The following is a 26,900-nucleotide window of genomic DNA, read 5'->3' on the forward strand; positions in this document are numbered from 1 at the left end:
GGGCGAGCGATGACCCAGCCGACCGCGTCCCGGCCCGAGGAATCGGATTTATGGACAGACCTGTAGCGCCACTATAAGATGGCATCATATTCAACCGCACGCCGAGGGTGATTCGCCTTCCGGCGTTTTTTGATAATAGACCGATATTGCGCGCAATCGACGCGGTTTTGAAAAGGGGCAGGCCATGCGTGGCAAGAGGATTGCGAAAATTGTGATCGCGCTGGCGATCGTCGGCATCGCTTACAGCGCCTTGAAGGACGATATCGCCAAGCTCTGGCAAGATCTGCATGTGAAGATCGTGGAGCATCCCACACCGAAGAAAACCGTCTGGCTCGACCAGGGCATCGCTAAGGACAAACTGAGCTGGTTCTATCACGCCGACCAGGGAACGCGGACCTTCGGCTTCCCCTATGAGTGGTTCATGGCGCTGGAGCAGCCGACAATTTCGTGGCTGCCCTTCACCAAGGTCGGTCTCTTCAGCGACACCGCCTATCTCGATCGCTATGGCTTCATCGCGGATACCATCATCCCCGGCAAGGAGGCGCTTCCGATCGGGTTCGCGAAAGGCACCCCGATGCTCGATTCTACGGGCGCGGTATGGCGTAACCCGCGCACCAAGAAGGAGATGATCGGCGTCGGCCTGACCTGCGCGGCCTGCCACACCGGCAGCTTCACCTACAAGGACACCGCCGTCGTCATCGACGGCGGACCGGCGCTCACCAATCTCTTCGCGATGAAGCAGGGCATGGGCATCTCGCTCTTGCTGACGCGCTACTGGCCCGGCCGGTTCGACCGCTTCGCCGAGCGCATCCTGGGACCGGACGCCACGCTCGACGACCGCGAAACGCTGAAGAACCAGCTCGAGCAGGCTCTCAATCAGTACAAGCAGGTCAAGAACCTGGAAGAGCGCGTCGCCTCCCAAAGCATCCAGGAAGGTTACGGACGGCTGGACGCCCTCAACCGGATCGGCAACCAGGTGTTTTCAATCGACCTGAAGAAGCCGGAAAACTACGCCGGCTCCTCCGCACCGGTGCATTACCCACGGATCTGGAACACGCCGTGGTTCGACTGGGTGCAGTATAACGGCTCCATCATGCAGCCGATGGTGCGCAACGCCGGCGAGTCGCTCGGCGTGTCGGCGGAGCTCAATCTCACCGAGCCGTCGAAGGGACTGTATAAATCGAGCGTGGACGTGGATCAGCTGTTCAAGATGGAGCAGATGATCAAGGGTGACACGCAGCCGAACGCCAAGACTGGTTTTCCGGGCCTGAGATCTCCGAAATGGCCGGCCGACATTCTGCCGCCGTTCGACCAGAAGCTGGCCGACAAGGGCGCCGAGCTCTACAAGACCCATTGCCAGGAATGCCACCGCCCGCCGGTGACGAGCGAAGCCTTCTACGACTTCAACAACAAGGATTGGTGGACCAGGAACCAGGCCGGCGAGCTGATCCTCAAGGTCGAGAATATTCCGATCTCGCATATCGGAACCGATCCCGCACAGGCGGCAGACATGCTCAACCGAACGGTCGCGGTGCCTGAAAATCTCGGGATCAAGAGCAGCAGTTTCGCGTTCGCGCTGGGCGAGCTGGTCGAGAAAACCGTCAACTATGTCTTCGACCAGAAGAAGCCGCCCGCGAGCCCCGCGGAGCGGAAGCGGATCGACGGCTATATGCCGAACGAACTCCGGGGTGAGCTTGCCTACAAGGTTCGTCCGCTGAATGGCGTCTGGGCGACGCCGCCCTATTTGCACAACGGTTCAGTGCCGACCATCGATGATCTGCTCGGCGACCCGGATAAAAGGCCGCCGACATTCTATCTCGGCAGCCGCGAATACGACCCCGTGAAGCTCGGCTACAAGACCGACCCGATCACCAACGGTTTCGTATTCGACACTTCCATTCGCGGCAACTCGAACAGAGGCCACGAGTTCAGGAAGGACTATAACAAGGACAAGGAAATCAAAGGCGTGATCGGGCCGGCGCTGTCGGAGAGCGATCGAAAGGCGCTGATCGAATACCTCAAGACGCTTTGAGGTTATCCGCACACAACCGCGGCCGGGCTCCGCCCGGCCCGCTATTTCAACCGCAAATGCGCGTCGCAGATGGATCAGGCGGCGCGCTTACCGGCTGGCAACCAGCCGCAGATGCGGCTTGATCGTCTCTTCCAGCTCGACCTTGAGCTGATGCACGCGCGGATCACCCGAGCGCGCCGCGCACACCGAATATTGGTTGACCGAACACGCCAGCGCGTGCCGCTCTTCGGCGGTCCGCGTCACCTGCGGGCTGGACAGCCTCAGGACCATCCCGCCGAGTTGCACCAGCATTTCGTCGAGCGCCCGATCCACTCCGGCAATTTGATCCATCGCACCACTCCCTCTGAACGGAGTAATGAGCGGCGCGCCCGCCCGTTCCCCGCGCGCGCCCGTTTATGGATAACGAAAAGTAAACGGAGCACGATTCTATCAACGCGTGGCCCGCGCATCTGCTTGCAGGACTCATAATCAATTGAAGGAAATCGGCCGGTCTGATCAGGCCCCACGCCGCGATTGCGGCGCCCGCGCCCGTTACCTATGCTGCCGCCTCGTTCCATGTGAGGCGCCCTGCATGATTCCACCGCTCGATCCCGTCGTCGCCCAGATCATTCCGCTGTTGCCGCTGCGCGATGCCACGACGATGACGCCGCAGAGCGCGCGCGAAGCGCTGCGCGCGCTGGCGGCTGCGCGCGCGGCGGTTCCGCCGCCGCCGGTGATGAGCGCGGAGGACATCAAGGTGAAAGGCGCCGCCGGGTTCCTCAACGCGCGGGCCTACCGCAACTCGAGCGAGAAATCACCAACCGTGGTGTTCTTTCACGGCGGCGGCTGGGTCGCCGGCGATCTCGACACCCATGACCGGCAGGCGCGCTGGCTTGCGATCGAGACCGGCGCGGTCGTCATCTCGGTCGATTATCGCCGCCCGCCCGAGGTGCGCTTTCCCGGCGCCTTTGAGGATGCCTTCGCGGCGACAAAGGACATCGTCGCCCGCATCGCCGAATTCGGCGGCGACGAAAAGCGCGTCGGCGTGGCCGGTGACAGCGCCGGCGGCAATCTGGCGGCCAGCACCGCGATCGCCTGCCGCGACGCCGGCATCAAACTGGCGGCGCAATTGCTGGCCTATCCCGTCACCGACGTTTTCGGAAACTTCGCCGATGCAAAAGAAAACGCGCGCTTTCCCTCGCGCAACGAGAACGCGGAAGGCTATTTCCTCACCCGCGTCACCATGGAATGGTTTTGCGGCCATTACCTCGCCGACAAGACGCACGGCACCGACTGGCGCGTGTCGCCGCTGCGCGCCAAAAACCTTGCAGGCGTAGCACCGGCGATCGTTGCGACCGCCTGGTTCGATCCGCTGCGCGACGAGGGTAAGGCCTACGCCGATGCGCTTGCCGCCGCCGGCGTTCCGACCAGCTATTACGACGGCCTTGGCCTGATCCACGGCTATTTCGGCCTCGGCGAGGCGTCGGAGACCGCCAAACGCGAAGCGCAACGCGCACGGGTGGATTTCAAGGTGCTGCTGGAAAAGGGCGTGTAGGCCGCGACATCGCGAGCCGCAGCAAGCGAAGCCGTCGCATGCCGAAAACTATTTCGAAACCTCCCCGGCCGGGCCCCAGCCGCGAAGCCAAAGCGCGCCGGCGACAATGGCAGCGGAAACGATCGAGCCGGCGGCGCCTGCCATGAAGAGCTCGCGCAATCCTCCGCCAAGATCGACGACAATGATCCAGCCGATGCCGGCCGCGATCAACAGCCGAACGGTTCCGCCGAGAACCGGCCACATCACGCGACCTGCCCCCTGACCCGCGAAGTACAGCAGCATCCCGAGACCTGATATTCCGTAGAATGGCGCCACGGTACGAAAATAGATCGAACCGGCCGCGAGAACCTCGGCATTGGTGCTGAACAGCGTCAGCCAGACATGGGGAAACAGCGCCACGAAAAATCCGAGGATCCCGGTGACGCCGGCCGCGAAAAACGCGGCGACCCACGCGATGCGTTCTGCCCGCCTGACCTGACCGGCTCCGATATTCACGCCGACCATGGTGAGCGCCGCACTGCCGAGCGCGAACAGGAGCGGGATCTGGATGTAGTCGAGTCGCGAAGCGATTCCGTAGCCTGCGATGGCGTCGGTGCCGAACAACCCGACCGCGCCCGTGACCAGCACCACCGTCAAATTGGCCTGGATGGTGCCGATGGCCGACAATCCGCCGACGCGAAGGATATCGCCGAGCAGCCGCCACTTGATGAGCGTAGCGTCGAAAGGCAGGCGCAACGAGGCCGAGGCGGAACGCATGTAGACGATCAGCACAATCGCGCCGCCGAGATAGTAGACGACGACGGCGAGGCCGGCTCCCATAACGCCCAGCCGGGGAAAAAGGCCCCAGCCGAAAATCAGCGCCGGCGAAAGCGGAAGCAGCACGAACACGCCCAGCAGAATGACGGCCGCCGGCACCACCGTGTTGCCGGCGCCGCGAAGCGCCGCCGCCAGCAGGCTGACGATCCAGACAAAGACCGCGCCGGAAAAGATGACGTGCCCATATTCGAGGGCCGCGCCGAGCGCTCCCGCCTGACCGCCGAGCAACCGGTAGGCGGCCTCGCCAAACAGCAATTCGGCGCCCGCAAAGATGATCCCGAGGACGGCGGCAAGAACCAGGGCGTTCAGCGCGAGCGCCTCGGCCTCGGCCACTTTGCCTGCCCCGATCGCACGCGCGATCGACGATGCGACGCCGCCGCCGATGCCGCCGTTCGACATCATCTGCATCAGCATGAAGATGGGAAACACCAGGCTGACGCCGGCCAAGGCTTCCGTCCCGAGGAAGCTGACGAAATAGGTCTCCGCAACGCCGACAAGCGTTTGCACGACCAGCACCACGACGGTCGGCAAGGCGAGCTTCAGGAGCGTCGGCAGCACCGGGCCGTCGAGCATCGCCATTTGTTTGACCTGCGCCGCTTGATTTCCTGGCGACAGGGATTGGTGGGATGTCAGCGTTGTCATGAGCGGCTCGGCCCGGCTCGAATGAAGTCCACAAGCGCGGCGCTGACTTCGTTCGGCCGCTCCTGCTGGGTCCAGTGGCCGCAACCGGGAAGCATCTCGATCTTGCGCAAGCCGGGAACGAAGCTCTTCAGGTTTGCGAGCAATTGGTCCGTGCCGGGGAACGACACCACAAAATCGCGATCGCCCGCGATGAAGAGCGCCGGCACCGTCACCTGCAGGCCGGCCATCGCGCCCGTGATTTCCCAGTTGCGATCGATGTTGCGGTAGTAGTTGAGCGCGCCGCGGAAGCCGCTGCGCTTGAACTCCTCGCCATAAAAATCGATGTCGCTTTCGGTTAGCCAGGACGGCAGGGTTTTCGGCGCCCCGGGTCCCTGCAAGAATCCGCCGCCCTTCGGCACCATGCCGAGGTTCGGTGCAAGCCCGCCGGCAGCGGCGGCCGCGCGGGCTGCGGCCACGCCATCGCCGGACGCTCCGAACAGCATGTTGCGAATGGTCGCGCGCGGATCGCGGCCCAGCTCCGCCTCCGCCGGCCCCGGCTCCTGGAAATAGAGCTGATAGAATTGCGCATTCTCGGTGCGGGGCATCAGGCTTGTCGGCGGCACCTTGCCGCGCGGCCGGAACGGCACGCTGAGTGCTGCCACCGCCCTGAAGCGGTCGGGCCGCATCAGAGCGGCCTGCCAGGCGACGCTGGCGCCCCAATCGTGACCGACGATGACCGCGGTCGCCGCACCCAGGGCATCGAGAATGCCGACCATGTCGCCGACGAGATGCAGGATCGTATATTGGTCGATCGTCTGCGGCGCGTCACTCTTGCCGTAGCCGCGCATATCGGGGGCGACAACACGGAAGCCGGCGGCAGCAAGCGCGTCGATCTGATGCCGCCACGAGAACCAGGATTCAGGGAAACCGTGCACCAGCAGCACCAGCGGCCCCTCGCCCTGCTCGGCGATGTTGATGTGGATCCCGTTGCATTCGATGATGCGTTGCGTTGTCTTGCTCATCTTTCCATCGCGCTCCGCTGTTGCAGCAAATGCCTTTGATGGGAGCGCGTCAGAGGCAGTTCGCCATGCGAGCGGCGCCAGTGCCGCAGCCAATAGTTGGCGTCTGTTCATGATCTCCCGTCCTTTACATCCGGGTTCGGTTTGGTACGATCCGGTACCGGATAAATCGAAATATGGTACCTGCTGGTACCAAGTCAAGCGGAAAAATCAGGCGATGAGTCCAAGGATGAAGGCGCGCGAGGAGGAAACCGCTGGGACCGAGGTCCGGAAGCGGATCCTCGGCGCGGCCCTTTCGGCGTTCATGGAGGGCGGCTATGCGCAGACCAGCACGCTGGAGATTGCGACGCGCGCGCGCGTTTCGAAGCGGGAGCTTTACGCGCTGTTCGGCAACAAGGAAGCGATGCTCGTAGCCTGCATCACCGAGCGCGCCCAGCGGTTGAAAGCACCCGCCGATCTCCCCGAACTGCGCGACAGAAAAATCCTGACCGAAGTGCTGACCGCTTTTGGAACAAGACTTCTGACGGAAACGACCGATCCGGTCGTCGTCGCGGTATTTCGCTTGGCAATATCAGAAACCGTGCACGCGCCAAAAGTCGCGCAAGCGCTGGAATCGATCGCGCGCAAACCCACGCGCGATGCATTGCGCACGATCATGGCAAATGCCAAATCAGCCGGGCTTGTCGTTGGCGATCCCGACGCGATGACCGAAAAATTTTTGGGGCTACTCTCGGGCGACCTGATGACCGGCCTGCTGCTTCAGGTGGCCGATCGCCCAAGCGCCGCCGAGATTGCGCGACGGGCGCGGGACACAACGATGGCGTTCCTGCAAATCCATCCGGAGTCCGGTTAGGACCGGATGGTCCGCGCCGCCCGGCTGCTGCGCGATCCGCGACACCTTGCGCGCAAGGTCAGCGATATCGCGTATCTCGCCGGCTTCAACGACGTGTCCTATTTTCACCGCGCCTTCCGCCGCCGCTTCGGCATGACTCCGAGCGACATGCGCCACCGGATACCGCACGGAGACGGCACCTCGACGTCATCCTGAAAGTGACGTCGCACTGGGCGCCCTTTCGTGACCTTTCGGGGATCACTGGGTGAATGTGTTCGCGACCCGGCGGGAACGCAGGATGTACGGAATCCAGATGGCCGCGCCGATCACGGCGGCGAGCATCTGCGCGCCCTCCTTGGCCTCAAGGGTGAGGAATTCGGAAATCGACTTGTTCGTTGCGAGCGAAAAGATCAACGCGAGCCACACGAGATTAATGAGCGGCATCACGATTACGAAAATCGTTTGCCAAATGAAGAAGCTCGGGAAATGTCGAGAGTGCCGGAACAGCAGCACCGTCGTGTACACCGCCAAACAAACCATCGCGGCATTCAGGGCAGCTTCGCCCCAGAGCGCTTCGGGAAATCGCTTCCAGAGTTCGTCAGAGATCGTGGGGTAATATTGCCCCAGCGACGCCAGCACTCGCAGAATTCCCACCACTTGCCCCAACGCCAGGAGCGCGAGCCAACCACCGATGCCGGTCAATTCCGGCTTCACGTTTTTGAATTCAGCCGCGTCACCCGCGTCGACTACGGGCTCGCGAACAGCCGGCGGCGGAGCAGATCCTGATGGTGGCGGAGGGAACAGTTGCTGTGCGACCTCGTGCACATCCTCGACCGCCTTCCAATCCTCGAAGCCATCGCGCCAGATCAGGACGCGCCGCGGATCGGCAATACGCGCAAGCAGTGGGATCAATTCAGCGTGCGACAGCGGACCACGCGCCTGACCTCCTTCGTCGTAGTACCAAAAATCCGTCATGCAAAAACGCCCCCGCGTGCTGGCTCCATTCTATAGCAAGGGCCGCACACGTCACGATAGATGAATTGGAGAACCAAAACGAAAAAGCGAACCGCAGGTCGCGTTAAGTGCTTGAAAAATGGCGATCCCGGGAAGACTCGAACTTGCGACCTACGGTTTAGGAAACCGACTCACTTCATGGAAAGGCTTCGAACACGTGTGCGTGTTCGATCCGCGGCGGCGTAACGCATGATCCTTGCCCCCGTAGGATAAAGGCTGGGGAAAGGAAGGAGACTTGCCATGAGCACATCCGCCCTGTTTTGGCGCCGGACCGATATCGAGGGCCTCGAACGCCTGGAACTAGCAATCGAGCCTGACCAGGTCACGGCCACCGCCACCACGATCTGCCTCGAAGCCGGCGGCTATCGCATCGACCACCGCTGGCGGCTCGATCCCGAATGGCACGCGCTGACCGTCACCGTGGAGCGTTGGAACTCGCAAGGCCATGGTCTCCTGCGTCTGGAACGCGCCGGAACGGGCTGGCGGGTCGACGGCGTGCTGCGGCCGGACCTCGAAGGCGCCGAGGAGCCGGACTTGTCGATCACGCCATTCTGCAACACCTTCCCGATCCGCAGGACGCCCCTTGGCGCAGGAGACAGCCTGCCGCTCGATACAGCCTTCATCGATGGGCCGGCGCTGACGGTGGCGCGGTCGCGCCAGCGCTACGACCGGCAAGGCCCCGGGCGGGTACGCTACGTCGATCTTGGGCTGTCATTCGGCTTTGAAGCGGATCTGGTGGTCGACGATACCGGACTGGTGCTGCATTACGAGCATCTGTTCGAGCGGGTCCCGCCGACCGCCTGACATGCGCGCGTCGGGCAGATCCCAAGTACAGGGCAAGCCGTGATCAACCACTCGGAAAGATACCGACGAATGATCAGGCGCTTCGCGAAAACAAGGAACCTGGATCGAGCGGACCCTTTTTGGCCTTTTCCTCAAGCCACGCGTCTTGAGAAAGAGCGGTGTCCGCTTTCAGAAGTTCAAGTATCGGCGGCTTCGTGACTGCAGCGGTCAGCATGCCGACCGGATCCCGCTCATCATTCATCACGGCGCCATAACCTTGCAACACGGCCTTGATCCGGTTGGCACGGTCCTCGGCGAGATCGGGGCCAACCATTTTATCGCCGGCAAAATCGATCTTGAATGCGCCGCCTGCCATGCGCCCACGACGAGAAATGCCCGTCATTATTGGGTCGTTGGATTCTGAAACTGGCGATCCCGGCATGACTCGAACATGCGACCTACGGTTTAGGAAACCGTCGCTCTATCCGGCTGAGCTACGGGACCGCGGACCCGCTTGCGTAAGCAGGTGCTTGGCCGCTTCATAGCAAAGCGGGCGCGTCATCGCCAGCCCTCCGGACCGTTCTCGGGCCCACATTGAACAAGGCCGGGTTCCTCCATCGGAGGACGCTCGGGATATTTGATCGCGAAAGCCAACAGGAGCCGTCCACCGACGGCTCCTGCCAGCATGCCGGCCTTCGCGTAACGGCCCGCTACGCCTTGATATTATTCTCCCGCACGACCTGCCCCCAGATGCTGACCTGCCTGGCGAAGAACGTCGAGAACTCCTTGCCGTCGGCGAGCAGCAGCGTCATCTGCTGCGTCTCGCGCAGTTGCGATGCCACCGCCGGCTCGCTCAGAATCTCCTTTACCGATTTCGCCATGCTGGCGATGATGTCGGGCGGCGTGTCCTTTGGCGCGAAAATGCCCCACCAGGCCAGCGTCTCGAAATCGGGGAAGCCTGCCTCGATCGCGGTCTGCGTGTCCTTGAGCGCAGCCATCCGCTCGCGCCCCAATTGCAGGATGGGACGCAGCCTGTCGGTGCCGAGTTGCGCCGTGATCAGCGCCGCCGACCCGATGATCATGTCGACATGGCCGCCGAGCACATCGTTCATCGCCGGGCCACCGCCGCGGTAGGGCACATGCGTGATCTCGACGCCGGCCTTCTTGCCGAGCACCGTCATCGCGAGATGGCCGAGCGTGCCGATGCCGACGGAGGCGTATTTCACCGCGCCGGGACTTGCCTTGCAGGCGGCGACGACGTCGGCAAAAGTCTTGTACGGCCGCTCGGCGTTCGCGGCGAGGACGTAAGGCGCGGTGCCGACCAGGAACACCGGCACCAGATCCTTCTCGACATCGAGCCCCGGCTTTTCGAGGATCGAGGGAATCACCGCGTGCGAGTCGAACGTCACGAGGAATGTTGAGCCGTCTGGCGCGCTCTTGGCGGCCTGTATTGCGCCGAGCGAGCCGGCCGCGCCGGATTTGTTCTCCACCAGCACGGTCCGGCCGAGCTTCGTCTGCAGGTGAGACTGCAATAGCCGCGCCAGCGCGTCGGTGGAGCCGCCCGGCGGGAACGGCACCACCAGGGTCATGTTCTTTGCCGGCTGCGCCAATGCCGGCGTGACCGCGAACGCGGCCGACGCCGCCAGCAGATTGCGTCTGGTAATTTTCACCAAGTGTCTCCTCCCGATTTATGACTGCGCTTTTTGTTTTTGTTCGCAGACTTGTCTTTAAGTGCCGAAGCCGGACCCGGCCTTTTTGTACTCGGGCCGCGGCGGGCTGAAGATGTCAAGCACGCGGGCGCCGTCCGGTCCAGCCCGCATCGTGTGCGGCACATTCCCCGGCGTGCGCCAGAAATCGCCTTTCTTGACCGGAATTTCCTCACCACCCTGAACCCGGATGGCCGAGCCATCGAGCAGCACGCCCCATTGTTCCTCGGGATGATGATGCAGGGTGCCTTGCGCGTGCGGCGCCAGCGTCACCACCGACAGCATCGCGTGCTCGCCGGAGAAAATTCGCGTTGTGACCCCGGATGCGAGTTCGCGAAACAGGCCGTCGGCCGGGTTATCCAGATTGTGAAACTCGTCCTTCTGACTCATCGTTTCTCCCTCAAGCGCAGTTGCGCTTCCATTTCGGCGCTTCAAGACTTGCCGTAGCTGCCCTGGTACCGGCCTTCGCGGATCGCGAGCAGCGTATCCTCCTCGCGCGCGATCTGGGCGCGCACCGCCTCCAACACCGTGGCTGCAATCGCGGCAGGGAACGACACCACGCCGTCCTCGTCGCCGACCACGATATCGCCGGGCGCGATCACCGAGCCGCCGATCGAAACCGGGACGTTGATTTCGCCGGGTCCGCTCTTGTAGGGCCCGCGGTGGATCGCCGTGCGGGCAAAGCAGGGAAAGTCGGATGCGGCGAATGCCGCGACGTCGCGGATGGCGCCGTCGATCACATAGCCCGCGGCGCCCCTGTATTCGGCGATGTTCTTCATGATCTCGCCGACCAGCGCCCGCGTCTCGTCGCCGCCGCCATCGACCACGATGACGTCGCCCGGCCCGACCAGTTCGAGCGCGCGATGGATCGCAAGATTGTCACCCGGCCGCGTGCGCACGGTGAAGGCTACGCCCACGAGCTTGCTGCCGCGATGGAACGGCCGCAGGCCCACCGCGCCCGGCAGCCGGGCAAGATTGTCACTGATCACGGAGGTCGGCGCGCCCCTGAACGCCTCGATCAGTTCAGGTGCGGGCTTCGGCACGCTCGTCATGGCCGTGGTGATGCTCATAAGGACGGTTGCTCCCTGGCGGCAGTGGCGTGCCCGGCACACCGGTCCGGATTCGCCGCCACATGATGGCTTCGATTGCCGCAAAACAATTAGCATTCCGCTTGAGCAGGTATAAGGGATTTGGATGGGTCGGGCGACCGCTCCCCGGACCTGCGCGTCCGGCCGACGTCACGGCGTCCAACGCACTCGAATCCGCCAGCGGATTGTCGCGGCAGTCGGAAATGTTGCGTAACGAGGTTCGAAGCTCCTGGCGACCGTGCAGGCCGGCTGAAATCTTCACGCAGGCCACACTTCTTAACATGCTCTTAACCACGCCGGTCGAGGCTGGCATTCGAAGATTCGCGCCGCCGGTCACCTCACGATGCAGTTCCAGAGCCTTCAGCCCTCGTCGGCACTTTCGATCGTCCAATTTTCCGACATCGATGCCTTCCGGCCGGTCGAGTTTGTCGCCGATGCGCGCAGCGTCCCGCTGAATCTGGCGAATTTCCATACCGCGCGCGCGATGGTGCAGTTGCCTTTCTGCCAGATCGCCGTGCTCACCTCGTTTCCCCGCATTGTCGATGTCAGCTACCGCGCGGCGCATGGCGTCGTCATCTTCCAGCTCGAGGATGCCTACGAGGTGTCTGTTAACGGCATGTCCGTAAACCGTCCGACCTTTATCGGCATGCGCGGCAATCTGGATTTGCAGTTCGTCGAACCCCGTGGATCGCTGCACGCGATCATCACCCTTGGCGCCGGCCTGCAGGATCGGGAATGGTTCGACACGCCGGACGAGCTGTGCCCGTTCACGCCGGACCCCGACGTGCTGGCGACGGCCAGGTCCGTCACGACAGGTATTTTGCAGATGGCTTCCGCCAGACCCGACCTGTTGCAGGAGCCACGCTCGGCGCTTGCTGTCCAGGAAAGCCTGCTGCTCGCCATCGACGAGATGTTCCGCCGCAGCAGGCCACCGGAAGTGGCGGGCCGGCTTGCCAGCAGGAGCTATTGCCGCCTCGTTCGCTTGATCGATGACTATGTCGCCTTTCATGCCGCCTCGGCGATCTACAGTGCCGACCTCGCCGAACAATGCGGCGTGTCGGTCAGAACGCTGGGCACGGCGGTGGCGAGCGTTCGCGGCATGAGCCTGCATCGCTATCTGCGTCTCAAGCAGCTTTGGTCGGCCCGCGCACAACTCGTCAAAGGGTCCGACGCCATCACCGTGACGTCGTGCGCCCGAGCCAACGGCTTCCATCACATGGGCGAGTTTGCAAGGCTCTATCGCGCGACGTTCCATGAAACGGCATCGCGCACCCTGGCCCGCGCGCGAGGAACCGACTGATTCTTGCCACAATGTGGCGTGCTTATCCGCTCGCTCTCAGATGTGGCATTTAGAATCACTGCAGCATCGTGTGCGCAGCGCGATTTGTCGTTGAATTTATTCAATAATTTTCAACGACATAGCACTGTGTTCCATCGGTCACATCCACCGAATAAGGTTACAACGACAGCGGGAAAGCCGTGCAATTTCGGGGTGACAGCGCTGCCAAAATGATGACAATCGACTCAATCAAAGTTCCCTAGAGAATTCGCCTGGAGAGTGCCGTCCGTGATCGCCTCACGTGCATCTACGTTTGTTGTTGCCACCATCGGGAGCCTCGTCGTGCTGGCCCCGGTGCGCTGCGACGCGCAGTGGTGGCGCAGCGCGCCTGTCGATTTCGAATCCTGCGCCGATGTAGCCGAGAAGGCGAAGACCAAGGAAGAAAAGACGGCGAAGCTCGCCGAATGCAACGCGAAATTCGCCGGCCGCCGCAAGCCCGGCGGCGGCTACACCTATTACGACTTCATGCAGGACCGGACCTTCGACATCGCAGGCCCCAACCCGACGCCGGAAGAGCAGAAGAAAATCGACGAGCAATATACCGCCTACCTCGAGCGCGAGCGGCGCAGTCACATCGCCGCGGCGCTGGCGGCCAAGCAGCAACAGCCAGAGCCGCCGCCGGCGCAGGGGTGGCAGCAGGTCTCGCTGCGCAGCGAACAGGGCTCTCCTCCGCCGGCTGAAACCGAAAAGGTGCCGGTGCCGGTGGCAAGTCCGGTCAAGCAGGCGGCGCGCATCAGGGCTGCCCAATGCGCCAAGAACCAGTTCTCGTGTGAATGGCCGCGGCTTTCAGAGAAAGTCAACGAGCTGAAAAGGCTGCTCAACCCACAGCAGCAGCAAGCGGCGGCCAAGCAGAAGAAGGGCTGACACTTCTGTCGTCCCTGCGAACGCAGGGACCCATAGCCACCGGCCGTCGTTGCGACAGAAGGTGTCGGCCACTCTGCCTTATCGATAGATCACGCGGTATGGGTCCCTGCGTTCGCAGGGACGACGTGGGCGTACTCACGCGGCGACATCGACCTCAATGCGCGCGCGGCTTCTTGACGCGACGCGGCTTGACGACCGGCGCTGCGGCTGCCCGTGACGCCGCCCGCTGCTCCTGCAACCGCGCGTCATAACCCGGCGACGGCGTCGCCGTCGGCGGCACGGCGTGGGCGGGGATCAGTGACGCCCAGCCGGCAAGGGCAATCGCGATCAGCGCCAGACCTGTCCGTTTCATTCGCTTGTCCCTCGGGTACTGGTTTGTTTCGATCTCTGGTGGCCTAATTTGAAATCGATAACGGCCTACTTTCGTTGATTCACTTGCGGGGACGTCGGGTTCACCGGCGCGAGAGTGACGTATTCCTCTCGAATAAGACTACGCCCAACCCGCACCATGCACCCAGTTTCGAATACCCAAACCCCTTCGAGCCGAAGTGGCGACCAGCGTTCTTTGCATCGTTCGTTCGCGATGTACGGAATTACTACCGTAATCAGTGCGGCGAATAACCCGAGTCCGACAGCCCACCCGACAATTGTCCAAACAACTCGCATGATGCGTCCCCGCCACCAGAAGGCAGGGGCCTCCCTCGCGCCCATTCTAGGGTCCCGTTGGACCGGCGGCAATTCAAGGCAAGCACGTCCGCTCAGCCCGCGCGAATCTGCTCCGGCGTCAGGCCGGGCGAGCCCTTGGCGTCGCGCTCGGCCTGCCGGATCAGTTCCACGATCCGGCGCGACAGCGGCGCCGCGAGCCCACGCCGGTCGGCGATCTCGGTGATGACGCCCTGCAGATAATCGATCTCGGTGCGCCGGCCCTGTTTCAGATCCTCCCACATCGACGAGCGGGCCTCAGGATCGATCTTCATCGTCCGTCCCAGCATCGGTTCGAAGATGATATTGGGCAGGCGCAGCAGCGACGGCATCAACGCAGGCGGGATCGGCGTCGGCGAGACCGGCTTGATGCCCTCGGCGCGGATCGCAGCCAGACCTTCCGCCAGCTGATCGGCGAATAATCGCCGCCATGGCCGTGAGCTGAGTTGCCGGCGCAGCGGCAGGTCGGCCAGCGCATTGAGCGCGTTGTTGAGATTGAGCAGGAGCTTGCCCCATTGCACGCCGTCAATGTTGTTGGTCGGCCGCATCGTCAGGCCGTGCACCGATAGCTTGTCGGCGGTGCGCGCCTCATCCTGCTCGATGACGATGTCGCCTGAGGTCGCACGATGAAACCGCCCCTCGCCCAGCGCCATCACGTTGAACGGCACCATGCCGCCGAGCACGCGCCGCCCCGGCAGATGATGACGCAGGATGGCGGCATTGCCGACGCCGTTTTGGAGGCTGACGATGACGGCATCCGATGGTGCGTGCCTGGCGATGATATCGGCCATCGCAGCGGTATCCGCGCTCTTGACCGTGACGAGCACGATGCCGGCGTCCTCAAATATCGACGGATTTTCCGACAATGCGAACCGATCGCGCATGATGGTTTGGTCCAAACCTTCAAAACTCGTCGGCCGCAGGCCCTGGGCTTCGATTTCAGCGATCACGCGCGGACGTGCCAGCAGCGCAATGCGGCGGCCGCCGGTCGCCAGCATGCCGCCGACGAAGCAGCCGATGCTGCCGGCCCCTGCAATACCGATCGTTTGGCCCGAAACCATTTCGTCACCCAACGCGTTGCACCGCGCTTTCAGATAGCAGAGCGCGGGGGCCGTGACTATCGCAGTGCTGGCCGCCCGCTCCTTGTAACCGTCATACGCCACCGTTATGTTCCACGCGGGGCTACGCAGAGGAGACGACCATGGGTTTACTCGACGTACTCAACGGCATGCAGAACGGCCCGCGCGGCCCGAGCACCCCCAGCGCGAAGGAAGACGGCGGCGGGATGTCGCCCCTCACCATGGCGATCCTGGCGCTACTGGCCTGGAAAGGCATCAAGCATTTCAGCGGCAACCAGACCGGCTCCGCGCCGCAACCGGCGCCCGCTCCCACACCCGGCAATGTGACTGCCGGCATGCCCGGCGGCGGCGCGGGCGGTATGAGCGACATGCTCAAGGGCGGATTGGGCGGTCTGCTTGCGGGCGGCGCGGCCGGTACCATTCTGAGCGGCGGCCTTGGCGATCTCCTGAAACAGTTCCAGCAGAACGGGCTGGGCGATCAGGCCGACTCGTGGGTCAGCAACAGCCCCAACAAGCAGGTCTCACCCGGCGACCTCGCCAACGCGCTCGGCGCTGACCAGATCGAGTCCCTCGCCTCCCAAAGCGGCCTCTCGCGCAACGATTTGCTGCAGGGCCTCAGCCAGTTCTTGCCCGACGTCGTCAATCACTTGACGCCGGACGGACGCCTGCCGAGCGAGAACGAACTGTCGGAACGGATCTGACGCCGTTTAAGCGGCGCGCGGTCCGCGCCGCTCTGCTTCATCATCGACGCATCGGAGAGGGACAGCCATGAGCGGCATCATCTGGATCATCGTCGTCGGCTTCTTCGCCGGCATCATCGCACGCATCCTTTCGCCGGGCCAGAACAACCCGACCGGCTTTATCCTGACCACGGTGCTCGGCATCGCCGGCGCGTTTCTGGCGACCTGGATCGGCCAGGCGATCGGCCACTACGGCCCCGATCAGGGCGCCGGCTTCATCACCGCCACCATCGGCGCGCTGGTGGTGCTGTTCATCTGGAACCGGCTGGTGGCGAGGGGCATGATTTCCGATCCGGGAAACAGGTGACGGTGCTCTCCGCCATCGTCGCTGCGTAGGGTGGGCAAAGGCGCACTTGCGCCGTGCCCACCATTTTTCTTGCGGTGATGATGGTGGGCACGCTTCGCCTTGCCCACCCTACAATTTTACAATGACGTCCGCGCGTCACAATACCAGATGCATCCCCGCATCCATGCGGACGAACTCGCCGGTCATGTTGCTCGACGCCGGCGAGGCCAGGAAGCACACCAGTTGCGCAATGTCTTCGGCCGTCGAGGCGACCTTCAGCGGCACCTTCGCCACCACGGCGTCGCGCACCGCCTTGGCGCCGGCCTCGCCGCGGCCCTTGGTGAACCAGGGCGTATCGATATAGCCGGGGCACACCGTGTTGACGCGGATCAAGGGCGCCAGCGCGCGCGCCAGCGATTGCGTCATGGTGTTGAGCGCCCCCTTGCTTGCGGCGTAAGCCACCGAGGAGCCGCCGCCGGAAATTCCGGCGACCGATGAAACGTTGACCACGGCCGACGGCAGGGCTGACGCTTTCGCGCCGGCCTCGAGCAGCCCGCGCGCCGCGCGGATCATCTGGAACGGGCCGATCGTGTTCACCGCGTAGATGCGCTGAAAATCTTCCGCCGAAAGCCCGTCGAGATCGTGATGCGGCACATGCTTGGTGGTGCCGGCATTGTTGACCAGCACATCGAGACGGCCCCAGGCTGCGGCCGCCGCCGCAATCTTCCTGCAGTCTTCATCGCGCGATACGTCGCCCTGCACGACCACGACTTCGGCGCCGGCGCTGCGGCAGAGATCGGCGGTCGCTTCAGCTTCCGCCTTGCTGTTGGAATAGTTGACGACGATGCGCGCGCCGCCCTTTGCCAGAATGGCGGCGGTGGCGGCCCCGAGGCCCGAGGCAGAACCGGTGACAATCGCGCACAAACCATCCTTCGACATCCGCATTTCCTCTTGTTGCTTTTGGCTGGGTTTCGAACCGCCCGTGGACAGGCTTCACGGCTACCATATCCCGCGATGAATGGCGTGCAAACTCGGGAAATCCGTTGCGCGGAATTTATTCTTTGCCTGATGGCCTTCATGCCACCGCCACATGCCGCCCTGCGGACAGCGCTTGTCACGGCTATGGCTTTTGCCCATCATAAAGCGCAAGAAAAAGACCGCAGCCGAGCCCGGCATAACCGTTGGGATTGGCATGCCAATTTCAAATCGGGGAACGCTGTGGCGGAGAGTGAGAACATCGTTGCCGAGACCGCGGAGAAAATCTTCGCCGATCTTGCCGACGCCCAAACCATCAATCGCGACAACCAGGGCGCATGGAAAGCCCCGCTTTGGCAGGCGCTGACTGAAGCCGGCCTGCCGCTGTCATGGGTGGACGAAGATTGCGGCGGCTCGGGCGCTTCTCTCGCCGAAGGTTTCAGCGTGTTGAGCGCGGCCGGTCGCTTTGCGGTCGCGGTGCCGTTGGCAGAGACCATGCTGGCAGGCTGGCTGCTGGCGCAGGCCAGGATCGCTTCGCCCGATGGCGAAATGACGGTGGTGCCCGCGAGCCCGAAGGACCGGATTACCGTCAATGCCGATGGCAGCCTTTCCGGCAAGGCCCGCGGCGTGCCGTTTGCCAAGGCGGCAAAGCACTTCGCGGTGCTCGCCAGCAATGCGAAGGGCAGCGTCTCGATCGCGCTGGTCGATACCACAAAATGCCGGATCGAGACCGGGCTCAATCTCGGCGGTGACAATTCGGACACCGTGACGCTGGACAAGGTGCAGCCGCTGACGATCAAGCCCGCGCCGCAAGGTTTCGACCAGACCCGGCTGATGCTGATGGGCGGCGTCGCGCGATCCCTGCAGATCGCCGGTGCGCTGGAATCGATGCTGGAAATTTCCGTGCGCTATTCCAACGAGCGCGTCGCCTTTGAGAAGAAGATCTCGAAATTCCAGGCGGTGCAGCACAATCTGGCGCGGCTCGCCGGCGAGTCGGCGGCGGCACTTGCCGCGGCCACCTCGGCCGCCGACGCCATTGCCAACGCGACGTCCTTCAACGACGAAGTGTTTCTCGAAGCGGTGGCGGCCAAAATCCGCTGCGCGGAAGCGGCGGAAAAAGGCGGCGCCATCGCCCATCAGGTGCACGGCGCGATCGGCTTCACCAACGAGCACATCCTGCACCGCTATTCGCTGCGCGCGCTGGCCTGGCGCGACGATTTCGGTTCCGAAAGTTTTTGGGCGGTCGAGCTCGGCAAGCTCGTCTGCAACCGCGGCGCCGATGAATTGTGGCCGCTGGTGGCCTCGCGCTGACATCAACACCGATTTGCCCGCACAGAAGTCGAGACATTAAATGACCGCAGCCCTCCGTTTCGATCCGATCCGCCTGCCTAGCGAATGCGAGCAGTTGCGCAAGGAAGTGCGCGCCTTCCTCGCGGAAGAAATCGCCGCCGGCACCTTCGATCCGCACAAGCCGAACCGCGAAGACACCGACGTGCCGGAATTTTCCCGAAAGGTCGGCGCGCGGGGCTGGCTCGGCATGACTTGGCCGAAGAAATATGGCGGCCACGAGCGTTCGTTCCTCGAGCGCTATGTGGTGACCGAGGAAATGCGCGTGGCGAATGCGCCGACGCGGCGCTTCTTCGTCGCCGACCGGCAAAGCGGTCCGGTGCTTTTGAAATACGCGCCCGAGAACATCAAGATGGACATCCTGCCGCGCATCTGCCGCGGCGAAGTATGTTTCGCGATCGGCATGAGCGAGCCGAATTCCGGCTCCGATTTGTTTGCCGCAAAGACGCGCGCGACCAAGACCGACGGCGGCTATCTGATCAACGGCACCAAGATCTGGACCTCTTCGGCCCATATCGCCGACTACATGATCGCGATTTTCCGGACGTCACCGCCCACGAAAGAGAACCGCCGCCACGGCCTGACGCAGTTCCTGGTCAAGATGAAGCAGCCCGGCATCCAGGTGAACCCGATCGGCCAGATCACCGGGCAGTATGAATTCAACGAGGTGGTTTTCACCGACTTTTTCGTTCCCGACGATCACGTGCTCGGCGAAATCGACGGCGCCTGGAAGCAGGCAACCAGCGAGCTCGCCTATGAACGGTCGGGCCCGGAACGATTTCTCGAAACCTATTACGTGCTGACCGAACTGGTCCGCGCCGTCGGCAACAACCCGGACACCCGCAGCGCCGAAGGCATCGGGCGGCTGGTGGCGCAGGTTCACACCATGCGGCGCATGTCGGTCTCAGTCGCCGGCATGCTGCAGGCCGGCAAGGAGCCGGTCGTGGAAGCCTCCATCGTAAAAGACATCGGCACGGTGTGGGAGCAGCAACTGCCGCACCGCGTGCGCGACCTCGCCGCCTTCGTCGAGGAAACCGCCACCAACCGCGAGACGCTGGAAAAGCAGCTCGACTTCGCCATCAAGACCGCGCCCAAGCTGACGATCCAGGGCGGCACCACCGAAGTGCTGCGCGGCATCATCGCCCGCGGGCTTGGTCTGCGCTGAGCGCGCGGGCTTGGCTTGCGCTAATTCAACGAGGAAACCTTTATGAGCAAATACACTGATATCGGCGTCGAGAAGCACGGCCATGTCGGCCTGATCGAAATCCGCAAACCGCCCCTGAACTTCTTCGACGTCTCGCTGATCAACCAGATCGCGGATGCGCTGGAAGAGTTCGACAAGGACATCGAAATCCGCGCCTCGGTGCTGGCCGCGCAAGGCAAGGCGTTCTGCGCCGGCGCCGACTTCTCCGATCCGAAGCGGCAGGAACAGGAAGAGAGCGCGCAAAAGGACCCGGCAGCCAATTTGCCGATCAACCATCTCTACGTTCAGGCCGTGCGCATCTTCCGCAACAAGAAGCCGGTCGTCGCCGCCATCCATGGCGCCGCCATCGGCGGCGGGCTGGGCCTCGCCGTATCCGCCGACTTCCGCGTCACCTGCCCCGAGGCGCGCTTCGCCGCCAATTTCACAAAACTCGGCTTCCATCCCGGCTTCGGCCTGACCGCGACGCTTCCCGAACTGGTCGGCAAGAACAATGCGGAATTGATCTTCTACACCAGCCGCCGCGTCACCGGCGAGGAAGCCACCCGCATGGGCCTCGCCAACATCTGCGTGCCGCAGGATCAGGTCCGCGCCGAAGCGATGAAGCTCGCCGCCGAGATCGCCGAATGCTCGCCGCTCGGCCTGATCTCGACCCGCGCCACCATGCGCGCCGGCCTCGCCGACCGCGTCATGGCCGCCACCAACCACGAGCTGGCCGAGCAGACAAAACTCCGCGCGACGGAGGACTTCAAGGAAGGCGTCAAGGCGACAGCGGAGCGCCGCGCGGCGAATTTCAAGGGGCGGTAGGGCGCACGCACGTCTCTCAACCCGTCGTCCCTGCGAAAGCAGGGACCCATACGCCGCGGCCCGCGAAAGAGGCACGTGCGTAGACGTCTCGCTACACCACAAACGTCGGTGGTTATGGGTCCCTGCGTTCGCAGGGACGACCCGTTGATAGATCTCGCTACGCCACCAGGCTGAACGTCACCCCGCAAAGGTCGAACGTATCGCCCGACACCTTGCAGCCCTTCGCCTTGGCCGCGTCGCGCACTTTACCAACGTCGGCAACCCTGAACGTCAGCCCGCTCATCAGATCGCTCGCGCCCTTGACGAAGCGAAAGCTGGCATTGGGCAATTTCAACTCAGGCTCACCGCCGGCAGCCTTGCTTACGGCAATCCCCGTGATCTTCCCCCAGTGCTCGGCCAACCCCAGCGGATCCGGGCTCTGCATCTCGACCCCTAACAGCGCCAGCGTCACATCTTTCCGAATCGACTTCTGCCAATCCGGCCCCGCCGGCGGATAGGGTCCCAGCACATCATCGCTGTCTGTGGTGTGATTGAACTCGATGAAGGCCGCGCGACAATCGCGCGGGTGCAGTTGCACGCCGTGATAGGGCGCGTGCGTGATCACGTTGGCGGTCCGCACACCCATCCCGTTGGCGTGCTTGCCGCGCGCGTCAGGATCGTCGCAGCAGAAGATCGCCATGTAGCCGCCGCGCCCGCCGGTCTTGTCGAGAAAGCGCCCGGCCGCGGTGCCCGGCTGGAACGGCGCCACCACTTCCAGCAGGATCGTGTCCACCGGCAGCAGCGCGTTCTCCAGCCCGTATTTGGCGACGTTGCCGTCGCGGTAGCAGACATTGAGCCCCATGATTTCGGAAATGTCCGCGATCACCGGCGCCAGATGCGGCGCCACCAGGCAGATCTGCCGCAGCCTGAGATATCCGGCCATCTCACTGCCCTCGGCCATTTTCAATGGCCTGAAAACACGGGCTTGCGTTTCTCGACAAAGGCTTTTGCCGCTTCCTTGTGATCGGCGGTGTCGCCCGAGCGCGAGTGATGGATCGCTTCGGCGTCGAAGCAGGCTTCCAGCGACATCGTCTCGGCGTTGTTGATGTTGCGCTTGATGTAGCCCAGCGTCACCGACGGCCCCTGCGCCAGCGACATCGCGAGATCATGCGCCTCGGCATCGATGTCGGCGTCCGGCACCACTTTCGTCACCATGCCGAGATTGTAGGCCTCCTGCGCCGACAGCACCGGCGACATCAGATAAAGCTCACGCGCCCTGGCGCTGCCGAGCATCTGGGTCAGGAAGTACGTTCCGCCGTAATCGCCCGATAATCCGACTTTTGCAAAAGCCGTCGTGATCTTGCAGGACGCGCTGGCGATACGCATGTCGCAGGACAGCGCGATCGAGAGGCCTGCGCCGGCGGCCGCGCCATCGAGCTGCGCCACCACGGGCTTGGGCGTCTGGTGCAGGATGCGCGACACTTCCATGCCGCGGCGCAGATTGGCCATCTTGGCCTCGAAGCCGAGCGGCGCCCTGCCCTCCGCCATCGACTTGACGTCACCGCCGACGCAGAACGTGCCGCCCGCGCCCTTGATCAACACCGCGCGCACCTCGTGATCCTCCGCCGCGCGCCGCGCCGCCTCCACCAGCCCGCGCGTCATGTCCGGATTGAGCGCGTTGCGCCGGTCGGGGCGGTTCATGGTGATGGTGAGCAAGCCGGAATCGAGTTTCTGGAGGACCATTTCGTTTGCGCTCATGTGTCGTGCTTTCGTTGTTGTTGGTTGTCGTGAATTCCATCGTCATTGCGACGGTGAGGTAGGGTGGGCAAAGGCGCGCTTGCGCCGTGCCCACCAACTTTGCCGCTGGGATGGGTGGGCACGCTGCGCTTTGCCCACCCTACGAAGATGCGTCCTACTTCTTCACCAGCGGACAGCGCGAGGCTTCCAGCGGCTGGAATGCCTCGCTGCCGGGGATCGTGGCCAGCAGCTTGTAATAGTCCCAGCGTGCCTTCGATTCAGACGGCTTCTTGACCTCGAACAGGTACATGTCGTGCACCATGCGGCCGTCTTCGCGGATCTTGCCGTTCCTGGCGAACATGTCGTTGACCGGCGTCTCCTTCATCACCTTCATCACGGCGGCGGCATCCGTCGTGCCCGCGGCCTTCACCGCTTTCAGGTAATGACCGACGGAAGAGTAGACGCTGGCCTGCGCCGCGGTCGGCGGCCGCTTGACGCGCTCCACGAAGCGTTTTGAGAACGCGCGGGTGTCGTCGTTGAGGTCCCAATAAAACGCCTCCGCCAGCAACAGGCCCTGCGCCGTTTCCAGGCCAACGCTGTCGATGTCGGTCACGAAGGCGAGCAGCGGCGAGAGCTTTTGGCCGCCACTCTTGGTCAGCCCGAATTCCGCCGCCTGCTTGATCGCGTTGATGGTATCGCCGCCGGCATTCGCTAACCCCACCACTTTCGCCTTCGAACTCTGCGCCTGCAGCAGGAACGAGGAGAAATCCGACGTGTTGAGCGGATGCTTGACGCCGCCGAGCACCTTGCCGCCGGCCTTCACCACCACATTGGTGGTGTCCTTTTCCAGGTCCTGGCCGAACGCATAGTCAGCGGTGAGGAAGTACCAGGTCTCGAAACCTGACTTGACGGTGGCAAGCCCGGTGACGTTGGCCTGGGCGAACGTGTCGTAGGAATAATGCACGGTGTAGGGACCGCAGGCCTCGTTGCTCAGGCGGATGGAGGCCGGGCCGCTATACATCACGATCTTGTTGCGCGCTTTCGCAATCTCGCCGGCGGCAAGCGCGGTCGCGGACGCCGCCACGTCGTACAGCATCTCGACGCCCTGGTTGTCGAGCATGTCGCGCGCGATGCTGGCGGCAAGGTCGGCCTTGTTGAGATGATCAGCCGCCACGATCTCGACCTTGCGTCCCAGCACCTCGCCACCAAAATCCTCCACCGCCATCTTCGCGGCGGTTTCCGAGCCCGCTCCGGTGATATCGGCGTAAAGCCCGGACATGTCGAGGATGCCGCCGAGCTTGAGCGGCGGCTTGCCTTGCGCCAGTGCGGCACTCGCCGACATCGCCAGAACCGCGGCGACAATGCCTGTGATTGCTCTCTTCATGGAAGGCCTCCCTTGTCGGCTGCGGCTTGCCTGCGGCTTTGAATTTTGCTCGCCGCGATCATGGCTCATGGCATCATTAGCGGCAAGGCGCTGACGTTTTCCGCTAAACGGAATGACTGACGGAGCGAGTCACCAGTTGCCGGGCCCGGCCACTTGTCCCCGCTTGAGCAAGGTTTCCGCTTCTGCGATTTCGGGGAGATCTCGCTCCGTGTCGAAATCCGCAAGAACTGGTGCGAGCAGCTCGGGTATTGCCTCGGCTCGCCCGTTTGCACAATAGAGGTGCGCAAGTCCAATTGCGCTGCGCAGCTCGAAAGTTTTCGTTTGTTGGGTTCGGGCGATTTCCAGGGCTCTGCGGAACGTGTCTTCGGCCATGGAAACGTTCGGCGGGCCAAGGCGCAACAAAAGCTCGCCCTGGCTGCGATGGAGTTCGGCATCGAGCCAATGCTGGCCGGATTGTTCTGTCGAGGAGATCAACTCCCGCAAGATTTCCAAGCCAGCCTCAGGTTGCCCGGCCTCCGCATTCGCCGCGGCCACCTGCATCCCCCAAAACGGTTCGCAGAGGTAGCAGTCATTCTCGTGAAGCAGTGTCCAGCCCCGTTGCATTTCCGAAAGCCCACCCGTCCGGTCGCCGGCGCGCCACCTTGCCAGGCCGTTCAGGTAGCTGCCAGCGGCTACATACAACGGCATCGTATGCTCGCGCGCGAGGCCGAGAGCCAGTATCGTCTCTGTTTCCTGCAACATGCCCCCGCATAGTCCATCGAAGACCGCCTTGTGAACGAGCGCATTGGCTTGAGAAAGCGCCGGCTTATCTCCGGTAGCGCGCACTGCGTCGGCGGCGAGCCGGCGCGATCGATCAATCCTGCCGATCGGCCAAAACACCAGAGCAAGAAACCTCATGATGACGAAAGGCAGGTCCAGCGCCGATGCCTTGAAGGCCGCCGGATCAGGCTCAGCCTCATAGATCGCAAGCGCGCGCTCGAGATGCAGTCGCGCATTCAGGTAGTCGCCGCCGAACCAGCAGGTCACGCCGGTTGTCCAGTGTGCGACGACTGCGGCCACCGGCGATTCCGGTCGCTGCCTGGCAACGCCCATGATCGCCTCCGTCAACTCCCGCATCGGCGCGATCTCGCCGTGGGTCAGGCAGGCATTGAACAGGCCCGAATGGATCGGCGCCAGTTCGACCGGATCATTGATGTCGGCTGCGAGCTGTCGGGCCCGCTTCCATGCGGCCACCGTTTCGGGGGCGCTGTGGCCAAGGCTGCCCCGCAGCGCGCGGCCATAGGCGATTTGGAGATGGAGCCGGTTCATGGTCCGGCCCGGTCTATCGGGCAACGCATCGGCGATGGCGACCGCCTTGCCGAAATGTGCGATCGCCTCGGTATAGGCCGAGCGTTTCAGCGCCTGCTGACCCGCCTTGCGCCACCACTCGAGAGCTATTCCGCTCAGACCCGCCTCAGTGAAGTGATATGCCAGCAGTTCCGGCTCGGTCTCAGCGACGATCGGAAATTTCTCACGCAGGACATCGCCGATTTGCCTATGCAGCAATTGCCGGCGGCTCTTGAGCAGGCTCTCGTAAGCCGCTTCCTGAACCAGCGCATGCTTGAAGCTATAGCTCGCTTCCGGCGGTGTCCCGCGGCGCGATAGCAGCTCGGCCTCTTCGAGCTGCCCTAGCGCGGCGCTCAGCGTCAGATCATCGCGCCCCGCCACACTTCGCAACAGCGTGTATGAGAAGTCGCGGCCAATGGCAGCGCCTATCTGTGCCACCTCCTTGACCGGCGCCAGCCGGTCAAGCCGCGCCATCAGCGAATCCTGCAGCGTCGCGGGAATGGCGAGCGGCGGTAGCGGACTATCGAGGCGATAGCGCCCGGCATCTTCCACGAGCAGTCCGGACTCCAGCACCATCTTGGTCAATTCCTCGACAAACAGCGGGATGCCATCCGTCCTGTCGATGATCTGCTTCATCATTTCGCCTGGCAGATGCCGGCCGACGGTCACCTGCTCGACCAGAGCGCGCGCGTCCTGCCGATCAAGCCGATCGAGCTGCAGCAGGCTGACATTGGGAAGACCCGCCCAGGGTGGCTCGAACTCGGGCCGGAAGGTCATCAGCACCAGTATCGGCAGTCCCCTGATCCGGTCGACGGTAAGATCGAACAGCTCAAGCGTCGTGGCATCAGCCCAATGCATGTCCTCGCAGACAATCAACACAGGTTGCTGCCGCGCCAAACCCTCAAGCTGGTCGAGAAGGGCAGCAAATGTCTGTCGCCGCTGCTGCACCGGACTCAAGCCGAGCGGCGGATAGCGCTCACCGGAGGGAATCGAAAGCAGCGCGGCAATGAGCGGCGTCGCGTTAGCGACCTGATCCGTTCCAAGCGCAAGCATTGCCTCAAGCTTGTCGAGCTTTTGCTCGGACGTGTCCTGGGAAACGATGCCGGCAGCGCGCTCGAGCTGGGCGACAAAGGGATGGAGCGCGCTGTTCGTGTGGTAAGGCGAGCACTGGTACCGTATCCGGCGGTGCGTTCCCAGCGCGAGGCTCTCGGAGAGCGTTGCCACAATGCGCGATTTGCCGATCCCAGCCTCGCCGGAAATCAGCACCATTTGGCCGTGGCCCTGCCACCCCAGTTGCTGACGCAGGAGCACGAATTCGATCTCTGCCTTGCGGCCGACAAAGCCCATCGAGCGGGCGGTGCGCACCGCCTCGAAGCGGCTCTCCGATGCAGCTCCACCTTCGACCGCCCAGACCGCGATGGGATCGGAGATGCCCTTGACCTCGCGGAGGCCGAGGTTGCGAAAAATGAACAGATCGCCGAGCAGCTCGCGCGTCGACGCCGCAACGACGACCGCCCCCGGCTCTGCCAGGCCCTGGAGCCGGGCAGCGACGTTCGGTGTATCGCCGACCATTGCCTGCAGCTCTGACGCGCCTCCGCTGATGAGGTCGCCAACCACCACCAGCCCGGTCGCGATCGCTATCCGCACCTCGACCCGTTCCGATCGCGTCTCGAGCGGCCCGATAGGCGC

27 protein-coding genes, 1 tRNA gene and 1 pseudogene are annotated in these 26,900 nt (G+C 63.4%); 12 read left to right on the forward strand and 17 right to left on the reverse strand.

What is annotated here, in order from left to right; genetic code table 11:
- Positions 1–184 precede the first annotated feature (184 nt).
- Entirely contained in the window at positions 185–2,032 is a 1,848-nt protein-coding gene (locus IVB05_RS41170) for a di-heme-cytochrome C peroxidase (RefSeq protein WP_247781846.1), read from the forward strand.
- An 87-nt stretch (positions 2,033–2,119) separates the two neighbouring features.
- Here the strand turns inward: IVB05_RS41170 and IVB05_RS41175 are convergent, their stop codons facing one another.
- The gene (locus IVB05_RS41175) at positions 2,120–2,362 is read right to left on the reverse strand and encodes a hypothetical protein (protein WP_247781847.1); all 243 of its coding nucleotides are present in this window, start codon (positions 2,360–2,362) and stop codon (positions 2,120–2,122) included.
- 241 nt (positions 2,363–2,603) lie between these two features.
- Here IVB05_RS41175 and IVB05_RS41180 point away from each other — a divergent pair, with 241 nt between their 5' ends.
- On the forward strand, positions 2,604–3,566 hold the full coding sequence (locus IVB05_RS41180; protein ID WP_247781849.1) for an alpha/beta hydrolase: 963 nt from the start codon (positions 2,604–2,606) through the stop codon (positions 3,564–3,566).
- A gap of 48 nt (positions 3,567–3,614) precedes the next feature.
- Here the strand turns inward: IVB05_RS41180 and IVB05_RS41185 are convergent, their stop codons facing one another.
- Positions 3,615–5,024, reverse strand: coding sequence for an MATE family efflux transporter (locus IVB05_RS41185; RefSeq protein ID WP_247781851.1), 1,410 nt, complete (start codon positions 5,022–5,024; stop codon positions 3,615–3,617).
- Positions 5,021–6,025 carry an alpha/beta hydrolase gene (locus IVB05_RS41190; protein ID WP_247781853.1) on the reverse strand — a complete coding sequence of 335 codons (1,005 nt, stop codon included), beginning with the start codon at positions 6,023–6,025 and terminating at the stop codon, positions 5,021–5,023. The genes IVB05_RS41185 and IVB05_RS41190 overlap by 4 nt, the downstream gene beginning before the upstream one ends.
- 214 nt (positions 6,026–6,239) lie before the next feature.
- Here IVB05_RS41190 and IVB05_RS41195 point away from each other — a divergent pair, with 214 nt between their 5' ends.
- Both IVB05_RS41195 and IVB05_RS41200 read left to right on the forward strand, forming a co-directional pair.
- A complete protein-coding gene (locus IVB05_RS41195; RefSeq protein ID WP_247781855.1) occupies positions 6,240–6,875 on the forward strand; it encodes a TetR/AcrR family transcriptional regulator in 636 nt (211 codons plus the stop codon).
- 3 nt (positions 6,876–6,878) lie between these two features.
- A pseudogene (locus IVB05_RS41200) lies at positions 6,879–7,070 on the forward strand (helix-turn-helix domain-containing protein); the annotation flags it as partial.
- Positions 7,071–7,112: 42 nt separating this feature from the next.
- Here the strand turns inward: IVB05_RS41200 and IVB05_RS41205 are convergent.
- Positions 7,113–7,829 (reverse strand): DUF2569 family protein, encoded by a 717-nt coding sequence (locus tag IVB05_RS41205; protein ID WP_247781856.1) that lies wholly within the window; start codon positions 7,827–7,829, stop codon positions 7,113–7,115.
- Positions 7,830–8,108: 279 nt separating this feature from the next.
- Here IVB05_RS41205 and IVB05_RS41210 point away from each other — a divergent pair, with 279 nt between their 5' ends.
- Entirely contained in the window at positions 8,109–8,672 is a 564-nt protein-coding gene (locus IVB05_RS41210) for a putative glycolipid-binding domain-containing protein (RefSeq protein WP_247781858.1), read from the forward strand.
- 73 nt (positions 8,673–8,745) lie between these two features.
- On the opposite strand, the gene IVB05_RS41215 is transcribed toward IVB05_RS41210, so the two are convergent.
- From IVB05_RS41215 to IVB05_RS41240, 6 genes are all read right to left on the reverse strand, one after another.
- Positions 8,746–9,054, reverse strand: a complete 309-nt coding sequence (locus IVB05_RS41215) for a hypothetical protein (protein WP_247781859.1) — start codon at positions 9,052–9,054, stop codon at positions 8,746–8,748.
- A 24-nt stretch (positions 9,055–9,078) separates the two neighbouring features.
- Positions 9,079–9,155: transfer RNA gene (locus IVB05_RS41220), tRNA-Arg, on the reverse strand.
- A 206-nt stretch (positions 9,156–9,361) separates the two neighbouring features.
- Positions 9,362–10,321 carry a tripartite tricarboxylate transporter substrate-binding protein gene (locus IVB05_RS41225; RefSeq protein ID WP_247781861.1) on the reverse strand — a complete coding sequence of 320 codons (960 nt, stop codon included), beginning with the start codon at positions 10,319–10,321 and terminating at the stop codon, positions 9,362–9,364.
- A 57-nt stretch (positions 10,322–10,378) separates the two neighbouring features.
- Positions 10,379–10,747, reverse strand: a complete 369-nt coding sequence (locus tag IVB05_RS41230) for a cupin domain-containing protein (protein ID WP_247781862.1) — start codon at positions 10,745–10,747, stop codon at positions 10,379–10,381.
- Between the two features lie 41 nt (positions 10,748–10,788).
- Positions 10,789–11,427 carry an RraA family protein gene (locus IVB05_RS41235; RefSeq protein WP_247781864.1) on the reverse strand — a complete coding sequence of 213 codons (639 nt, stop codon included), beginning with the start codon at positions 11,425–11,427 and terminating at the stop codon, positions 10,789–10,791.
- Positions 11,381–11,917 (reverse strand): hypothetical protein, encoded by a 537-nt coding sequence (locus IVB05_RS41240; protein ID WP_247781866.1) that lies wholly within the window; start codon positions 11,915–11,917, stop codon positions 11,381–11,383. The genes IVB05_RS41235 and IVB05_RS41240 overlap by 47 nt, the downstream gene beginning before the upstream one ends.
- Positions 11,918–11,929: 12 nt before the next feature.
- Between IVB05_RS41240 and IVB05_RS41245 the strand changes: the two genes are divergently transcribed.
- Together IVB05_RS41245 and IVB05_RS41250 are read left to right on the forward strand one after the other, a co-directional pair.
- A complete protein-coding gene (locus IVB05_RS41245) occupies positions 11,930–12,745 on the forward strand; it encodes a helix-turn-helix domain-containing protein (protein ID WP_247781868.1) in 816 nt (271 codons plus the stop codon).
- A gap of 258 nt (positions 12,746–13,003) precedes the next feature.
- On the forward strand, positions 13,004–13,648 hold the full coding sequence (locus IVB05_RS41250; protein WP_247781870.1) for a hypothetical protein: 645 nt from the start codon (positions 13,004–13,006) through the stop codon (positions 13,646–13,648).
- A 154-nt stretch (positions 13,649–13,802) separates the two neighbouring features.
- Here IVB05_RS41250 and IVB05_RS41255 read toward each other — a convergent pair whose 3' ends face one another.
- Both IVB05_RS41255 and IVB05_RS41260 read right to left on the reverse strand, forming a co-directional pair.
- Positions 13,803–14,000, reverse strand: coding sequence for a hypothetical protein (locus tag IVB05_RS41255; protein ID WP_247781871.1), 198 nt, complete (start codon positions 13,998–14,000; stop codon positions 13,803–13,805).
- Positions 14,001–14,406: 406 nt separating this feature from the next.
- A complete protein-coding gene (locus IVB05_RS41260; RefSeq protein ID WP_247787366.1) occupies positions 14,407–15,411 on the reverse strand; it encodes a 2-dehydropantoate 2-reductase in 1,005 nt (334 codons plus the stop codon).
- Between the two features lie 140 nt (positions 15,412–15,551).
- Between IVB05_RS41260 and IVB05_RS41265 the strand changes: the two genes are divergently transcribed.
- Both IVB05_RS41265 and IVB05_RS41270 read left to right on the forward strand, forming a co-directional pair.
- Positions 15,552–16,130, forward strand: coding sequence for a YidB family protein (locus IVB05_RS41265; RefSeq protein WP_247781873.1), 579 nt, complete (start codon positions 15,552–15,554; stop codon positions 16,128–16,130).
- 67 nt (positions 16,131–16,197) lie between these two features.
- Positions 16,198–16,476: a GlsB/YeaQ/YmgE family stress response membrane protein gene (locus IVB05_RS41270; protein WP_247781875.1), complete on the forward strand. Its 279-nt coding sequence runs from the start codon at positions 16,198–16,200 to the stop codon at positions 16,474–16,476.
- Positions 16,477–16,611: 135 nt separating this feature from the next.
- Here IVB05_RS41270 and IVB05_RS41275 read toward each other — a convergent pair whose 3' ends face one another.
- The gene (locus tag IVB05_RS41275; protein WP_247781876.1) at positions 16,612–17,394 is read right to left on the reverse strand and encodes an SDR family NAD(P)-dependent oxidoreductase; all 783 of its coding nucleotides are present in this window, start codon (positions 17,392–17,394) and stop codon (positions 16,612–16,614) included.
- 279 nt (positions 17,395–17,673) lie between these two features.
- On the opposite strand from IVB05_RS41275, the gene IVB05_RS41280 reads away from it, so the two are divergent.
- The 3 genes from IVB05_RS41280 to IVB05_RS41290 are packed head-to-tail and all read left to right on the forward strand — an operon-like array spanning position 17,674 to position 20,785.
- Positions 17,674–18,741: an acyl-CoA dehydrogenase family protein gene (locus IVB05_RS41280; protein ID WP_247781878.1), complete on the forward strand. Its 1,068-nt coding sequence runs from the start codon at positions 17,674–17,676 to the stop codon at positions 18,739–18,741.
- 40 nt (positions 18,742–18,781) lie between these two features.
- Positions 18,782–19,942: an acyl-CoA dehydrogenase family protein gene (locus tag IVB05_RS41285; protein WP_247781880.1), complete on the forward strand. Its 1,161-nt coding sequence runs from the start codon at positions 18,782–18,784 to the stop codon at positions 19,940–19,942.
- Positions 19,943–19,984: 42 nt separating this feature from the next.
- The gene (locus tag IVB05_RS41290) at positions 19,985–20,785 is read left to right on the forward strand and encodes an enoyl-CoA hydratase/isomerase family protein (RefSeq protein WP_247781881.1); all 801 of its coding nucleotides are present in this window, start codon (positions 19,985–19,987) and stop codon (positions 20,783–20,785) included.
- Positions 20,786–20,942: 157 nt separating this feature from the next.
- Here IVB05_RS41290 and IVB05_RS41295 read toward each other — a convergent pair whose 3' ends face one another.
- The 4 genes from IVB05_RS41295 to IVB05_RS41310 all read right to left on the reverse strand — a co-directional run bounded on the left by IVB05_RS41295 (position 20,943) and on the right by IVB05_RS41310 (position 26,858).
- On the reverse strand, positions 20,943–21,707 hold the full coding sequence (locus IVB05_RS41295; protein WP_247787368.1) for a hypothetical protein: 765 nt from the start codon (positions 21,705–21,707) through the stop codon (positions 20,943–20,945).
- A 20-nt stretch (positions 21,708–21,727) separates the two neighbouring features.
- Entirely contained in the window at positions 21,728–22,522 is a 795-nt protein-coding gene (locus IVB05_RS41300; protein ID WP_247781883.1) for an enoyl-CoA hydratase, read from the reverse strand.
- 154 nt (positions 22,523–22,676) lie between these two features.
- Positions 22,677–23,885 carry an ABC transporter substrate-binding protein gene (locus IVB05_RS41305; RefSeq protein WP_247781884.1) on the reverse strand — a complete coding sequence of 403 codons (1,209 nt, stop codon included), beginning with the start codon at positions 23,883–23,885 and terminating at the stop codon, positions 22,677–22,679.
- A gap of 129 nt (positions 23,886–24,014) precedes the next feature.
- Entirely contained in the window at positions 24,015–26,858 is a 2,844-nt protein-coding gene (locus IVB05_RS41310) for an AAA family ATPase (RefSeq protein ID WP_346771810.1), read from the reverse strand.
- Positions 26,859–26,900: the final 42 nt, after the last annotated feature.

The sequence above is a fragment of the Bradyrhizobium sp. 170 genome (assembly GCF_023101085.1).
In the GTDB taxonomy this organism is placed as follows: Bacteria; Pseudomonadota; Alphaproteobacteria; order Rhizobiales; family Xanthobacteraceae; genus Bradyrhizobium.

Bases quoted from the DNA above. Each gene is read 5' to 3' on its own strand.
- IVB05_RS41305 (WP_247781884.1), bottom strand. From the start codon at position 23,885: ATGAAGAGAGCAATCACAGGCATTGTCGCCGCGGTTCTGGCGATGTCG.
- IVB05_RS41170 (WP_247781846.1), top strand. From the start codon at position 185: ATGCGTGGCAAGAGGATTGCGAAAATTGTGATCGCGCTGGCGATCGTC.
- IVB05_RS41300 (WP_247781883.1), bottom strand. From the start codon at position 22,522: ATGAGCGCAAACGAAATGGTCCTCCAGAAACTCGATTCCGGCTTGCTC.
- IVB05_RS41185 (WP_247781851.1), bottom strand. From the start codon at position 5,024: ATGACAACGCTGACATCCCACCAATCCCTGTCGCCAGGAAATCAAGCG.
- IVB05_RS41235 (WP_247781864.1), bottom strand. From the start codon at position 11,427: ATGAGCATCACCACGGCCATGACGAGCGTGCCGAAGCCCGCACCTGAA.
- IVB05_RS41260 (WP_247787366.1), bottom strand. From the start codon at position 15,411: ATGGTTTCGGGCCAAACGATCGGTATTGCAGGGGCCGGCAGCATCGGC.
- IVB05_RS41270 (WP_247781875.1), top strand. From the start codon at position 16,198: ATGAGCGGCATCATCTGGATCATCGTCGTCGGCTTCTTCGCCGGCATC.
- IVB05_RS41190 (WP_247781853.1), bottom strand. From the start codon at position 6,025: ATGAGCAAGACAACGCAACGCATCATCGAATGCAACGGGATCCACATC.
- IVB05_RS41230 (WP_247781862.1), bottom strand. From the start codon at position 10,747: ATGAGTCAGAAGGACGAGTTTCACAATCTGGATAACCCGGCCGACGGC.
- IVB05_RS41240 (WP_247781866.1), bottom strand. From the start codon at position 11,917: ATGGAAATTCGCCAGATTCAGCGGGACGCTGCGCGCATCGGCGACAAA.
- IVB05_RS41290 (WP_247781881.1), top strand. From the start codon at position 19,985: ATGAGCAAATACACTGATATCGGCGTCGAGAAGCACGGCCATGTCGGC.
- IVB05_RS41255 (WP_247781871.1), bottom strand. From the start codon at position 14,000: ATGAAACGGACAGGTCTGGCGCTGATCGCGATTGCCCTTGCCGGCTGG.
- IVB05_RS41210 (WP_247781858.1), top strand. From the start codon at position 8,109: ATGAGCACATCCGCCCTGTTTTGGCGCCGGACCGATATCGAGGGCCTC.
- IVB05_RS41295 (WP_247787368.1), bottom strand. From the start codon at position 21,707: ATGGCCGGATATCTCAGGCTGCGGCAGATCTGCCTGGTGGCGCCGCAT.
- IVB05_RS41195 (WP_247781855.1), top strand. From the start codon at position 6,240: ATGAGTCCAAGGATGAAGGCGCGCGAGGAGGAAACCGCTGGGACCGAG.
- IVB05_RS41265 (WP_247781873.1), top strand. From the start codon at position 15,552: ATGGGTTTACTCGACGTACTCAACGGCATGCAGAACGGCCCGCGCGGC.
- IVB05_RS41285 (WP_247781880.1), top strand. From the start codon at position 18,782: ATGACCGCAGCCCTCCGTTTCGATCCGATCCGCCTGCCTAGCGAATGC.
- IVB05_RS41215 (WP_247781859.1), bottom strand. From the start codon at position 9,054: ATGACGGGCATTTCTCGTCGTGGGCGCATGGCAGGCGGCGCATTCAAG.
- IVB05_RS41275 (WP_247781876.1), bottom strand. From the start codon at position 17,394: ATGTCGAAGGATGGTTTGTGCGCGATTGTCACCGGTTCTGCCTCGGGC.
- IVB05_RS41245 (WP_247781868.1), top strand. From the start codon at position 11,930: ATGGTGCAGTTGCCTTTCTGCCAGATCGCCGTGCTCACCTCGTTTCCC.
- IVB05_RS41180 (WP_247781849.1), top strand. From the start codon at position 2,604: ATGATTCCACCGCTCGATCCCGTCGTCGCCCAGATCATTCCGCTGTTG.
- IVB05_RS41205 (WP_247781856.1), bottom strand. From the start codon at position 7,829: ATGACGGATTTTTGGTACTACGACGAAGGAGGTCAGGCGCGTGGTCCG.
- IVB05_RS41175 (WP_247781847.1), bottom strand. From the start codon at position 2,362: ATGGATCAAATTGCCGGAGTGGATCGGGCGCTCGACGAAATGCTGGTG.